Below are 14256 nucleotides of genomic sequence, written 5' to 3'. Positions count from 1 at the left end.
AAAAGCTTTTCCTGTTTATTCCCGTATATTTGCCGTCAGTTAATTAAATTTGAAAACCATGAAACTAAAAGCTCTTATTATGCTCTTCCTGATGGGGAGCGTATCGTTGATGGCTCAGAAAAGCTATCAGTTGCAATCGCCGGACAAAAAACTGCAAGTAGTCGTTACTGTGGGTGATGATATCCGTTTTTCCCTGACACATGACGGGACAGAGGTTCTGGCGGCTTCGCCAATTTCCATGACACTGCAGGATGGCTCCGTCTTGGGGGCCAATTCGAAAGTATCGAAGGTCTTGAAGGCGGCAGTGGATAAAACTATTCCTTCTCCTTTCTATAAAAAGACGGAAATAGAGGATACGTATAACGAGATGACATTCGCGTTCCGCGGTAATTACGGTCTTGTTTTCCGTCTGTATAATGATGGAATGGCTTACCGCTTTACCACAAAGATGAAAAATGATATCATCGTGGTGAACGAAGAAGCCGGCTATAATTTCTCTTCCGACCATAAGACGTTCGCTCCTTATGTGAACAGCCAAAAGGCGACTTTTGAGGAACAGTTCATGAACTCTTTCGAGCAGCCTTATGTACATGAGCCGATCACGAAACTGGATAGCAAACGGTTGATGATTCTTCCGCTTCTGGTCGAACTGGACGGCGGTAAGAAACTCTGCATCACGGAAGCCGACTTGGAAGACTATCCGGGTATGTTCCTGAATAACTTGACTGACAAACCGGCCTTGAAGCCTGTTTTTGCTCCTTATCCTAAGGTGAAGAAACAGGGTGGCCATAACAACCTCCAGATGTTGGTCGAAGAACGTGAAGGCTACATTGCCAAGACGAAGGGGACGCGTGCTTTCCCGTGGCGTGTGTTTGTCGTGTCGGAAGATGATAAGCAATTGGCCGATTGCGATATGGTCTATCGTTTGGCTTCTCCTTGCCGCGTGCAGGATTTCTCCTGGATCAAGCCGGGTAAGGTTGCCTGGGATTGGTGGAACGACTGGAATATCTATGGGGTGGATTTCCGCGCAGGCATCAATAACGAGACTTATAAATATTATATCGATTTTGCCTCCGAACATGGTATCGAATATGTAATCCTGGATGAAGGCTGGTCTGTCAACCTGGCTGCCGACCTGATGCAGGTGATCCCGGAAATAAATATCCAGGAGCTGGTCAACTATGGCAAATCTAAGAATGTCGGCATTATCCTTTGGGCCGGCTATCATGCTTTCGACCGCGATATGGAGAAAGTGGTGAAACATTATTCGGATATGGGTGTGAAAGGTTTCAAGGTCGACTTTATGGACCGTGACGACCAGGAGATCATTGACTTCCTTTACCGGGGCGCTGAAACTTGTGCCCGATATAAGATGATGGTGGATTATCATGGTATATGCAAACCGACAGGCTTGCAACGCACGTATCCGAACGTAATCAATTATGAAGGCGTGCATGGTCTGGAAAATATGAAATGGGCGGCTAATACATATGATATGCCGTTGTACGACGTGACGATCCCGTTTGTCCGTATGGTGGCCGGCCCGATGGATTATACGCAGGGTGCCATGCGCAATGCGATTCGTAAAAACTACGCCCCGATCAATACCGAGCCGATGAGCCAGGGTACGCGTTGCCATCAATTGGCCACTTATGTGATCTTTGAATCTCCGCTGAACATGCTGTGCGATAATCCTTCCAACTACAGACGCGAGGCCGAATGTACGGAATTTATCGCCGATATCCCGACCGTATGGGACAAGACGGTTGCATTGGACGGTAAGATAGGAGAGTATGTTGCCATTGCCCGCCATCATGGCGATAACTGGTATGTCGGTGCATTGACAAACTGGGATGCCCGCGAAGTGGAGCTCGACCTCTCTTTCCTGGGCGACGGCAACTATAAGATGGAATTGTTCCGCGACGGAATCAATGCCGATCGTGCCGCCCGTGACTATAAGAAGGAAATCATCCCGGTTCCCGCCGACCGCAAAGTGAAAGTCAAGATGGCCCCGGGTGGCGGTTGGGCTGCGAAGATTTACAGATAGGAGTAATAAAAAAAGCTTGTAGTCTAATGATTACAAGCTTTTTTTTGAGGTTCCTGGCGGATTCGAACCGCCGTGGACGGTTTTGCAGACCGCTGACTAAGCCACTCATCCAAGGAACCAAAATAGAATAATAAGTAATATTCAGTTCTCCATTTTGAATTTTCAATTACCAAGAGGTTCCTGGCGGATTCGAACCGCCGTGGACGGTTTTGCAGACCGCTGACTAAGCCACTCATCCAAGGAACCAATATGTTTTCAAAAGAACCATTCCGGTTTTGCGAGTGCAAAGAAATAGAATATATTTGGAATATGCAAATCTTTTCTTCCCTTTTTGTTTTCCTGGAGGCTTGGAGAACTAAGGAAAAAGAAGTTACTTTGCCTTCTGTTAGCATAAACAATAAGATAATGACATATATTGAAACAGAAATCCCCGGCGTGTGGATCATTGAACCGAAAGTGTTTAAAGATGCGCGTGGCTATTTTATGGAAGCCTGGAAAAAGGCGGAGTTTGAAGAACATATCGGTAAAGTGGAATTTGTGCAGGATAACGAATCCTGTTCCTCGAAAGGTGTATTGAGAGGCTTGCATTACCAGCTGGCGCCCTATTCACAGGCCAAGCTGGTGCGTGTGATTAAAGGATGCGTGCTGGATGTGGCTGTCGATTTGCGTAAAGGTTCTCCTACGTTCGGGAAATATGTGGCTGTCGAATTGTCCGGCGAAAACAAACGCCAGTTCTTTGTTCCGCAGGGGTTCGCCCATGGTTTCCATGTGTTGAGCGAGGAAGCGGTCTTCACTTATAAAGTCGATAATCCTTATATGCCGACGCATGAACGCGGTTTGCGTTTTGACGATCCTGCGGTTGCGGTGGAATGGAGGATTACGGACCCTTCCATCCTTAATTTATCGGATAAGGACCGAAACGCTCCTTTATTGGGGGAAGCGGAGATGAATTTTGAATTATGAATTTATAATTACACATACAGATATGAAGACTTACCTGGTTACCGGAGCGGCCGGTTTTATCGGCGCCAATTTCGTTAAGTATATGTTGGCAAAGTATCCTGAAATAAAGATCGTTGTCCTGGACCTGCTGACCTATGCCGGCAATCTCGGAACGATTGCCGAAGATATCGACGGAGATCGTTGCGAGTTTGTGAAAGGGGATATCTGCGACCGTGCCTTGACGGACGAGTTGTTTGCGAAATATCAGTTCGATTATGTCGTTAACTTTGCAGCCGAAAGCCATGTTGACCGCAGCATCGAGAATCCGCAGCTTTTCCTGGTTACGAATATATTGGGTACGCAGAACCTGCTCGATTCCGCCCGCAAGGCTTGGGTGACGGGCAAGGCGGAGACCGGTTATCCCCGGTGGCGTGAAGGAGTCCGTTTCCATCAGGTATCGACGGATGAAGTGTATGGCAGCCTGGGCGCCGAGGGTTATTTTCATGAAACTACCCCGTTGGACCCGCGCAGCCCGTACAGTGCATCCAAAACGAGTGCCGACTTGTTTGTGCAGGCATATTCCGAAACGTATAAAATGCCGGTCAGCATTACCCGTTGTTCCAATAACTACGGTCCGTATCATTTCCCGGAAAAGCTGATTCCGCTGATTATTAAAAATATCCTTGAAGGCAAGTCACTCCCTGTTTATGGTGACGGTACGAATGTGCGCGACTGGCTGTATGTCGAAGACCATTGCAAGGCTATCGACATGGTGATCCATAAGGGACGGGCAGGAGAGGTCTACAATGTTGGCGGTCATAACGAAAAGCAGAATATCGAAATCGTGAAATTGACAATCGGCACGATCCGCAACCTGATGACCGAACAACCGGAATACCGCCAAATCCTGAAGAAAAAGGAAATTGGCGCCGACGGACAGATTTCTATCGACTGGATTAACGAAAGCCTGATAACCTTTGTCAAAGACCGCCTCGGGCATGACCAGCGGTACGCGATCGATCCGACGAAGATCACAAACGAATTAGGCTGGACGCCCGAAACTTCTTTTGAGGTCGGAATCGTCAAGACCATTCGCTGGTATCTGGATAACCAGAAATGGGTGGAAGATATTACCGGCGGTGACTATATGAAGTATTACGAAGAAATGTACGGGAACAGGTAATCACCTAATTCCCTTCTTGGAAGGAGGCCGGGGATTCTTGAATTTCCCCTGCCTCCTTTTTTGTTTCCGTTCTTGCCAATGCCAGATTCTTCCCTAACTCCGGAGCCGCTTCTTCGATCTGTTTGCGGATGGCGTCGCGGATATCTTTCCGGATATTCTTGCGTGTGCTGTCGAGTTCCGCCTGCTTGGCCGGTTTGAAGATGTCTTTGTATTTACACTTCGTGATCTTGTATTTGAAGTCGTCCAGATTGCCGGTAATGTCGATTCCTAACTTGAAGGGAACAGGCGATTTCAGTACGGACACATGGTAATTGAACGTCATGTCCAGATTATGCGTCCCCCCGACAGCTACCCGGTAACGGTCCATCTCTACCAGGAAAGGAAAGACTTCGATCTTATTATCTTTGATCGCAAGGTCAACCGCAATGCTGTCGATCACATTCCGTTTCTTGTTCTTAAACATCAGCGTTTTGGATATTTCGGCAAAAGTCTCGCCATCCAGCAATACCATATTATTCCCGTGCAGATAGCAGGATGAATTGATCGACGGCATGACGAGCGACATAGTCGAGTCTATCTTGCAGGTAGCCGTGACCTCGCAGCCCAGCACACCTTCAAACGAACGGAGCATCGGGACCAGTGTGTCGATGGACGGGAAGAGCGCGATCAGCCTTTCTACCTGTACGTTTTCCATATCGAGGTCGAATCCGGCAGTCGCTTCCTCTTCGTTCCTTGCCGTGTAGACCATCGTCAGGTTTCCGTGTCCCATATTGGACTCCATATTGAGCTTGCTCAAATTTATACTTTGGTCGCGCAGGACAATTTCTCCTGTCACGTTTTCCAGTTCCAGATCTTTGAAATCGATTCGTTTCGCATCGGTATGGAGCGCCATGTCGAGGAAAGCAGGAAGGACGAACAGTTGTCCGGTAGTGTCGATCTCTGCTTGCGAGATGCTGTCCTGCATCTTTGTTGCGTCGAGCCCCGCTATGCTTTCGTCACTAAGGAGCGCCAGGTCTGAATTACCTGCGGCATATTGCATACCGCTGTTGATCGCCTGCATTAACTGGTTGCAGTCGATATAATCCGAACTCAGTTTAAAGTTTCCTTTTAGTTTGCCGCCTCGGAGCATTGCCCGCCGGATCTGGCTGACCTCTCCGTTGAGGGTAAGATCGCTCTTTCCTAAGTGCAAGCGGGCATCCGTCAATGTGATGTCGTTGGTGTTAAACTTCATCGTCGTCTGCTCCATCCACATGGGAAGAGGAAACAGGCGGCTGAAACCGCGCATTTGTTTAAACGAGATACTGCCCCGTGCCTCCCATTTGCGGAGAAGCTGGTCGCTGATATCCGTGCTGTCGTTTGCCGTTTTTCTATCGGTTGAGTCTCTCCTTCTTACTGTCTGTTGTCCGCGCTGCCTGCCGGTTGGAATGCGCTGTTGCCGGTTTGCCATTTGCTGGCGCCGTGCGTCCCGGTAGGGGAGCGCTTCGATTGTAAACCTGCTCTCTGTCAGCGCAAGGCCTGTACGAAGCGGGACACTGATATATTTCAGTGTGTCGACCGAGATAACAGCTGCTGCCGTCGGTATTTGTTTGTCGGAAGCCGACGATTTGATGCCGCCCTTCAGCTCGGTACGCCCTGCTACCATCCAGACGGAATCGGGCATACGTGTCCGGAGGTGCTCGAACGCCAAGCGTCCTGTCATCGGTATGACTGCGGTCGTGTCGATCACAGGCGATGTCTGTGCCAGCATTTCCAGTTTGCTGATATTCGTACTGATTTCATCCTTGTATTTGATGTTCAGGCTGTCGATGCCCATCGTCATTCGCATCAGCTCCTGTGCTTCCAGGTAGCGGCTTTTCTGGTGTGTCGTATCGATTGCCAGATAAGCGTCAGAGATGAAAATATCCATGCCGAGCGGCTGGCTGAATGCTTTCAGTTTATCAATACTCAGTTTGCCGGAACCGTGTATTTTCCCGAAACGGCTCTCCAGGAGGTCGTCTACGGTGAATGTGGCCGAGAAGTCGGCATCCATAACTCCTTCCACCAGCAAAGTGTCCGGGTTCAGGAATTCCTGTCCCATCTTGGTGAAATCCACCTGTCCTTTCATCTTGGCATTGACGGCCGGATTGCGGAACAGATTGTTTACTTTTGCCTGTATGTCCAGCGCGGTGTTGAGTCCCTTCATGTTAAGCTGTTCGAGTGAGATGAAAGAAGAATCCGGATAAGGCCCGTTCAAGTGGATATCCAGATCCATCGCCAACGTGTCTATACCCTGTTTCACGCCTTTAACATGATAAGAACCGTTTTCTATCTTGCAACAAAGGTTTATGTTCGGTATGATACTGTCAGCTAAGAAACCGTGAATGTTCCCTTCCAGAATAACCGAGCCTTCTGCCAATATCTTGTCACGGTCCTGGAAATAAGCATCAGGAATGAATTTCAGCAGGTCATTCATGTCAGATATCTTCAGTCCCATATCCATGTCGATGCGTGTACGCCGGTCTTCCGGGAAGTTGCGGATAGCCCCGTCCGCCGTAAAAGGCAGGTTGTTCACCATCAGTTCGGCGTCTTTCAGCATAATCGAATTGTAATGGTCGGCAAGCACCAGGCGGCTTTTGAGCCGGAGCGCCAGGTCATTCTTTAATGTATAAGCCGGATTGCTGAACAATATGGAAGAACAGCCCGTTTCAAAATCCAACGTATTGGCCCCTCCGGCAAGCGAACCGTCGAGACGCATGAAGAAACCGTTTACCTCGGCGAAGAGGTCTGCCTGGCGGTCGTCGTACGTGAAATGCCCTCCGCGTATGCGTACCCGCTGTAGGTCGATGGGAGGGAGTGGCTTTTTATCTGCATCCGTTTCCGCCGAATCGGCTTCACTCTGGTAGATATCCCAGTTTGCCCGTCCGTCTTTATTGACGAAACCGTAGAAACGCGGGTGGTCGAGCGAGAAATTCTTGATGGTGATCTTACCCCCGAACAGATAGTCGAGCGGTTGCAGGGAGACAGTCGCACGGTTGAACGACAGCAACGAGTCGGAAGAGACCGCCAACTCTTCCTCATGGGCGGTCGAGTCTTCGGCGGTATGCGAAATCAGGTGCCCGTTAGTCAGTTTTATCCCCAGATAGGGATATGTCTCGAAAAAAGTCAGTTCCACCCGTTCGCAATCCAGATGCGCATCGAGAAACTTGTTGGTTTGCTCGACAACCAGCGGTGTCAGCTTCTCTGGCGGCAGCACACCCCAGTTCAATATGCTGAATCCGATAGCCGGAAGTATGAATATCAGTGTAACTGCAATTATGGCGATAATTGTCAGTATTTTCTTTTTTCTTTTCATTGTTGTCTCTCGTGTAAGTAAAAAAATAAATCCTTGTACAAAAGTAGGAAAAAAGTAGATTCTTCATCTGTTTTTTTATGCGATAAACCATTCTAATCTGAAGGTCTGTACTTAAGAGCGCTCTTCTAACTTTCAACTTTTAACTCTCAACTTTCAACTTCCCTGGGGACCTTATTGTATAAAACGTATTTTTCAGGTTTAGAAGAGACTTGAAAGCGAATAAATGTTAATCCGCTTTTTTGACCTCAAAAAGGCACTTTTTTCTCTTTTTTGAGCGTTTTCCGCAATTACGACCGTCCTCTTTGCCACCGCGACCGTGCTAATGTGTAGTGCACTCGGCACCTCGCGAAGATTAGGACGGTCGTAATGGCGATTAGGACGGTCATAATTGGAAAGAGGACCGTCTAAAGGGCAAAAAAGCACCTGAATTTCCTTGGGATATTTGGAACGCCGTCCGTTTTATTTTGCTACAGGCGATTCTCCGGGAGTTAAGCTTTATCACTTTGCTGGTGTTTCCGTCTTTCGGTAATCAAATTGCACGCTTTCCGGAACGACCTCGGCACCTCATTTCATCTGGTGTCAAACAAAAAGGCTTAAACCGTGAAAAGAGTCAATCCAAAATGGATCAAGATTTTGGACGAAATAGAAAAATGGCGAAAAATGGGGTTATTGTAAATTTTCGAGAATAAAACATTTAAACTGTTGAGGTGTAAAAAACATCCTTATGAGTGCGCTGCTGTAAAAACAATTTGTACTTTTGTATAGATCACCATTCGGCAAAAACAAAAGCATTATGAGTAACAAGATTTACCCCATCGGCATACAGAACTTTGAGAAGATTCGCAAAGACGGCTATTTCTATATAGATAAAACAGCGTTGATCTATCAGCTCGTGAAAACCGGGAGTTACTATTTTCTGAGCCGTCCGCGCCGTTTCGGTAAAAGCTTGATGCTTTCTACTCTCGAGGCTTACTTTCAGGGAAAGAAGGAACTGTTCGAAGGATTGGCAATGGAGAAGCTGGAAAAAGATTGGATAACACATCCCATCTTGCATCTGGACCTGAATATCGGCAAGTATGATGCTCCCGACAGCCTCGACAAAATACTGAACGAAGCGCTGCTGGGTTGGGAGGCTCTTTACGGCTCCAGAGAAGGAGAATCTACTCTTGCCCTGCGTTTTAAAGGGGTTGTAGACCGCGCTTGCAAGCTGACTGGCCAGCGTGTCGTCATCCTTGTAGACGAATATGACAAGCCGTTGCTGCAAGCTATCGGCAATGAAGCCTTGCAGACTGAATACCGTAACACGCTGAAACCTTTTTACGGTGTGCTCAAGACGATGGACGGCAGTATCAAGTTCGGTATGTTGACTGGTGTCACGAAGTTTGGCAAGGTAAGTGTATTCAGTGACCTGAATAATCTGGACGATATCTCAATGCGTGAACCTTATGTCGGTATCTGTGGTATGACTGAAAAGGAGATACATGATAATCTTGATCTTGAATTGCACGAACTCGCTGCAGCCCGGAAGATGACCTATGAAGAGGTATGTGCAAAATTGAAAGAATATTATGATGGTTATCACTTCGTAGAAAACACGGAAGGTATTTACAATCCTTTCAGCCTGTTGAATACTTTCAAATACAATAAATTCGGTAGTTACTGGTTTGAAACAGGCACCCCTACTTACCTGGTAGAACTCTTGAAGCGCAACCATTACGATTTGGAACGTATGGCGCATGAAGAAACGGATGCTGACGTCTTGAATAGTATTTATGGAGATGATCAGCCTATTCCTGTTATTTTCCAGAGCGGTTATCTGACGATAAAAGGGTATGATGAACGTTTCGGCCTTTATCGCTTAGGCTATCCTAACCGTGAAGTGGAGGAAGGTTTTATTAAGTTCCTGATGCCATTTTATACCCGTTTCAATAAACAAGAATCAGCTTTTGAGATACAGAAGTTTGTCCGTGAAATAGAAATCGGAGAGGTCGACGCCTTTTTCCGGCGCCTGCAAAGCTTTTTTGCCGATATGCCTTACGAGCTGATAAAAGACCTTGAGTTGCATTATCAGAATGTGCTCTTTATTGTCTTTAAGCTGGTAGGTTTCTATGTGAAAGCGGAATATCATACGAGCGAAGGTCGTGTAGACCTGGTTCTGCAAACGGATAAGTTTATTTATGTGATGGAGTTCAAACTGGATGGTACGGCGGAAGAGGCCTTGCAGCAGATAGACGAAAAACATTATGCACAGCCTTTCCTCTCAGACACCCGCAAGCTGTTTAAAATAGGAGTGAACTTCGGCGCTAAAACCCGTAATATCGAACGGTGGATTGTGCAATAAAAATAATTTGTACTTTTGTATAGATCATCATTCGGCAAAAACAAAAGCATTATGAGCAACAAGATTTACCCCATCGGCATACAGAACTTTGAGAAGATTCGCAAAGACGGTTATTTTTATATAGATAAAACAGCGTTGATCTATCAGCTCGTGAAAACTGGGAGTTACTATTTTCTGAGCCGTCCGCGCCGTTTCGGTAAAAGCTTGATGCTTTCTACTCTTGAAGCCTATTTTCAGGGAAAGAAGGAACTGTTCGAAGGATTGGCAATGGAGAAGCTGGAAAAAGACTGGATAAAGCATCCCATCTTGCATCTGGACTTGAATATTGGAAAGTATGATGCTCCCGACAGTCTCGACAAAATACTGAATGAAGCGTTGCTGGGTTGGGAAGCTCTTTACGGCTCCCGAGAAGGAGAATCAACTCTTGCCCTGCGTTTCAAAGGGGTTGTGGACCGTGCCTGCAAGCTGACAGGCCAGCGTGTCGTTATCCTTGTAGACGAATACGACAAGCCGTTGTTGCAAGCTATCGGCAATGAGGCCTTGCAGACCGAATACCGTAATACGTTGAAACCTTTTTACGGCGTGCTCAAGACGATGGATGGCAGTATCAAATTCGGTATGTTGACAGGTGTCACGAAGTTTGGCAAGGTGAGCGTATTCAGCGACCTGAATAATCTGATAGATATCTCGATGAGTGAACGCCATGTTGCATTGTGCGGAATAACCGGACAGGAGATTCATGATAACTTTCAGGATGATTTGCATGAGTTGGCCGATAAGCAGAAAATGAGCTATGAGAAAGTATGTAAGGAGTTGAAAGATCGTTATGACGGTTACCATTTTGCGGAAAATACGGAAGGTATCTATAATCCTTTCAGCCTGTTGAATACTTTTTACATGATGAAGTTCGGTAGTTACTGGTTCGAAACAGGTACCCCTACTTACCTGGTAGAACTTTTGAAGCGCAATCATTACGATTTGGAACGTATGGCGCATGAAGAAACGGATGCCGATGTCTTGAACAGCATTTATGGAGATGATCAACCTATTCCTGTTATTTTTCAGAGCGGTTATCTGACGATAAAAGGGTATGATGAAGAATTTGGTTTGTATCATCTTGGTTTTCCTAACCGCGAAGTGGAGGAAGGGTTTATCAGGTTTTTGATGCCATTCTATACGCGTTACAACAAACAGGAAGCTTCGTTTGAAATCCAGCAGTTTGTCCGTGAGATACGTGCCGGAGAGGTCGACGCTTTTTTCCGCAGACTGCAAAGCTTTTTTGCCGATACGCCTTACGAGTTGGTGAAAGACCTTGAGTTGCATTATCAGAATGTGCTCTTTATCGTCTTTAAGCTGGTGGGTTTCTATGTGAAAGCAGAATATCATACGAGCGAAGGTCGTGTAGACCTTGTTCTGCAAACGGATAAGTTTATTTATGTGATGGAGTTCAAATTGGATGGTACGGCGGAAGAGGCTTTGCAGCAGATAGACGAAAAACATTATGCACAGCCTTTCCTTTCAGATGCCCGCAAGCTGTTTAAGATAGGAGTGAACTTCAGCGCTAAAACCCGTAATATCGAACGGTGGATTGTGATATAAAACTGCTTCTGTCCAGCCCCGGTTTCATTGTTTTTTTAACCGGCGGCTTTTTATTCCTTGTATATGACCAGCCTAAAATGTGTCTTCAATTCTTTACTTAAATTTATTTTATTTTCATTTTGTCGATTATTTTTTACCGCTTGACTGTAAATCTTGCAACTTATCTGGTTTTGGAAAATTCCTTCATTTTCGGAGAATCTGTTCTTTATAAATTTGCAGCGTTTCCTGTACCAATTGTATTTGTGGGGGTGGGGGATCATATTACTGTCAATTGTCAAACTAAAAGGTATTAATAATGAAAAATTTAAAAGGATTTATTGCAATTGGTATTATTGCAAGTACAGTGTTGTGTGGATGTGGTGGTTCGAAAAAAGCGACAACCCAGTGGAGCGGACCGTCAAAAATGAAGATAGAGCTGGATGAATGTCAGGAATTAGCACAGCAGAAACCTGAGGTTCGGTCTTGGGGAGAGGGGATTAATTTCAGATTGTCAACGGCTTCAAACTATGCGGAAATGCAGGCTCGTGGAAAGTTTGCTCGTGCAATAGCTGCTAAAATAAAAACAGCTCAAGAAGAAAGTGGTTTCACTTATGGGAAATATTCATCGAATATGAAAGAAGGGGCAGGAGTGAGAGATGAAGGTTCTAATAGTAATGAGATGACTTTGCAGGTGGCGGAAGAAACCATAAAGAATACCGTGATTATAAAAACCTCGCAATATTTGCAGGCTGACGGTTCGTATCAGGTTTTTGTATGCCTTGAATATAAAGATGGTGTTTCAAAATTGGCCGATGATATTGTTGATAATGTTAAGCAACGGATTCCTGATGAGGAAAGGATCAAAATGCAATATGAGTTCCAGAAATTTAGAGACCGGGTTGAAGAAGAACTGAAAAAAGAAATGAGTGATGTTAGCATTTAGGCTACAACGATTGATCTTTATTTATATCTGTACTTTTTTGGGGTTTTATGTGCATGCACAAAATATAGAAGATATAAAGAATGATTCAAGATATTATTGCGCCGAAGGTTCAGGGACAACATTGGAAGAGGCTGAGAGTAACGCTTTGGCACAAATCAGCCGCCAGATTGCCGTAAGCATATCTACTCAGTCTCAGGAAACAGACAGAGGAGAGCGGAATAGCGATGGTTCTGTGTCCTCGAGCTACATTCAGGAAGGATCTGTTGCATCTTATTCATTTGCCTCTTTGCAGAATGTGAGGATGACTGTGCTGAAAGGGGAACCGAACGCAAAAGTGTTTCGATGGGTAGCGAAGACGGAAGTGGATAAAATGTTTGAAGAGCGCAAAAAGAAAATACTTGATTTTGTGGCTACAGGTAAAGTGGCGGAAGAAAATTTGCAGATAGATGATGCCCTTCGTAATTATTATTGGGCGTTTATGCTTGCAAAAGTGAATCGCGATGCCGTTTATGCAGACTTCAATGGCAAACCATCGAACTGTCTTACGTTTTTGCCTCTGAAGATCAAATCCGTACTTTCCCGAATTAAAGTCTCTTTGGTTGATTGTACGGGAGACGGGTTTCGTTATCTTGCGCGGATGCGTTTTACCTATAACGATAGGGATGTCGCCAGCTTGCAATTACGTTATTTCGACGGACAATCCTTTATCGGACCATTGATTGTGAGAGATGGAGAGGGAGAACTGGACCTTGTTTCCTTGCCAGTAGGTAATAAAATCGGGATACGTTATGAGTATAGTTTCCGTAAGGAAGCTGAAAATTTGGATGCGGAGCTGCGGGCTATATTTGATAAGTCAACTGTTTTGCCGATTGAAAACGCATTGGTAGAGGTCCCTGTAAAGGTGAACCAAAAACAGAAGTCCATAAAGCCGGATAAAAAATTCGAGGAGGGGGTGACGGCATCTGTCTCTGCCGAATATGCCGACATACAGCCGGAAAAAGTAGAGATGCGCAAGCGGATACCTGTGACAACGGTACAGAACAATGAGGACTATCTAAGTGTATTGCAAAATGTTGAAAATGCAATAAAGACAGGCTCTCCACAAGATGTATATTCTTCTTTTACGACGGAAGGCTATAAAATGTTTGAAACACTGATCAATAAAACCGGAAAAGTGTCTGTAGTCGGTAAGCAGAATTATGAGTTTATCGAAGCGAACGGACAGATATTGGGGCGATTCTGTAAAGTGAAGATACGCTTCAAAAATGGTCAGACTTTTATGGATAATATTGTCTTTCGTTTCAATAAGGAGAGTGGAAAGATACAGTCGATTGCTTTTGCTCTTACAAAAAAGGCGGAAGATGATATTTTTAATGCAGCATCTTCGTGGACTGAAATCTCGCGTTATACAATCTTGCAGTTTATGGAAGATTATCAGACAGCTTATGCATTGAAGCGGCTCGATTATATTGAGAAGATATTTTCCGATGATGCTTTAATCATAACAGGGACGGTCTTGACTTCTGTTTCAAGTCCGGAGATTGAAGGTACGCAGATCAATTTGAAGCGTGATAACATCCGTTATACCAAACAAAGTAAGCAACAATATCTTGCTAAATTGCGTAGGCACTTCAATGAGAGGGAATATATTCATCTCATATTTGAACATAATGTGACACAGATGATTAACGCTCCAAGATTGCCTGTCGGTACGGCTTTCGCCATACAGATCAATCAAATATATAACTCTCCTGTCTATTCGGATAAGGGTTTTCTGACATTAGTATTGGATGCATCGAAGAAATTACCTTTAATACATATAAGAATGTGGCAACCTGAAAAATCTGATATGTTGAGTTTAAGTGAATTTATAAACGAATTAGAATTTTAA

8 protein-coding genes and 2 tRNA genes are annotated in these 14256 nt (G+C 45.3%); 7 read left to right on the top strand and 3 right to left on the bottom strand.

All coding sequences use genetic code 11. The features are described 5' to 3' along the window. Positions 1 to 58 precede the first annotated feature (58 nt). Positions 59 to 2047 carry a glycoside hydrolase family 97 protein gene (locus DWU89_RS08070; protein WP_115499134.1) on the top strand — a complete coding sequence of 663 codons (1989 nt, stop codon included), beginning with the start codon at positions 59 to 61 and terminating at the stop codon, positions 2045 to 2047. 47 nt (positions 2048 to 2094) lie between these two features. Here the strand turns inward: DWU89_RS08070 and DWU89_RS08065 are convergent. Next, positions 2095 to 2166, bottom strand: a tRNA-Cys gene (locus DWU89_RS08065). A 55-nt stretch (positions 2167 to 2221) separates the two neighbouring features. Continuing rightward, positions 2222 to 2293 (bottom strand) — tRNA-Cys (locus DWU89_RS08060). 159 nt (positions 2294 to 2452) lie between these two features. Between DWU89_RS08060 and rfbC the strand changes: the two genes are divergently transcribed. Both rfbC and rfbB read left to right on the top strand, forming a co-directional pair. Further along, entirely contained in the window at positions 2453 to 3010 is a 558-nt protein-coding gene (gene rfbC, locus DWU89_RS08055; RefSeq protein WP_115499185.1) for a dTDP-4-dehydrorhamnose 3,5-epimerase, read from the top strand. A gap of 22 nt (positions 3011 to 3032) precedes the next feature. Then, complete coding sequence (gene rfbB, locus DWU89_RS08050; RefSeq protein ID WP_115499184.1) at positions 3033 to 4172, top strand: dTDP-glucose 4,6-dehydratase; 1140 nt, start codon at positions 3033 to 3035, stop codon at positions 4170 to 4172. A gap of 4 nt (positions 4173 to 4176) precedes the next feature. Here the strand turns inward: rfbB and DWU89_RS08045 are convergent, their stop codons facing one another. Next, positions 4177 to 7503, bottom strand: a complete 3327-nt coding sequence (locus DWU89_RS08045; protein WP_115499133.1) for an AsmA family protein — start codon at positions 7501 to 7503, stop codon at positions 4177 to 4179. Between the two features lie 793 nt (positions 7504 to 8296). Here DWU89_RS08045 and DWU89_RS08040 point away from each other — a divergent pair. The 4 genes from DWU89_RS08040 to DWU89_RS08025 all read left to right on the top strand — a co-directional run bounded on the left by DWU89_RS08040 (position 8297) and on the right by DWU89_RS08025 (position 14256). Beyond that, the gene (locus DWU89_RS08040) at positions 8297 to 9844 is read left to right on the top strand and encodes an ATP-binding protein (RefSeq protein WP_115499132.1); all 1548 of its coding nucleotides are present in this window, start codon (positions 8297 to 8299) and stop codon (positions 9842 to 9844) included. Between the two features lie 51 nt (positions 9845 to 9895). Next, on the top strand, positions 9896 to 11443 hold the full coding sequence (locus DWU89_RS08035) for an ATP-binding protein (protein ID WP_115499131.1): 1548 nt from the start codon (positions 9896 to 9898) through the stop codon (positions 11441 to 11443). A 295-nt stretch (positions 11444 to 11738) separates the two neighbouring features. Further along, entirely contained in the window at positions 11739 to 12365 is a 627-nt protein-coding gene (locus DWU89_RS08030) for a hypothetical protein (protein WP_147292101.1), read from the top strand. Continuing rightward, on the top strand, positions 12352 to 14256 hold the full coding sequence (locus DWU89_RS08025) for an LPP20 family lipoprotein (RefSeq protein ID WP_115499129.1): 1905 nt from the start codon (positions 12352 to 12354) through the stop codon (positions 14254 to 14256). Before DWU89_RS08030 ends, DWU89_RS08025 begins: the two co-directional genes overlap by 14 nt.

Origin of the sequence: Parabacteroides acidifaciens (assembly GCF_003363715.1) — a bacterium.
Lineage (GTDB): Bacteria > Bacteroidota > Bacteroidia > Bacteroidales > Tannerellaceae > Parabacteroides > Parabacteroides acidifaciens.
Note: the sequence above shows the minus strand (reverse complement) of the source record. Positions and strands in the feature narration are given on the sequence as shown.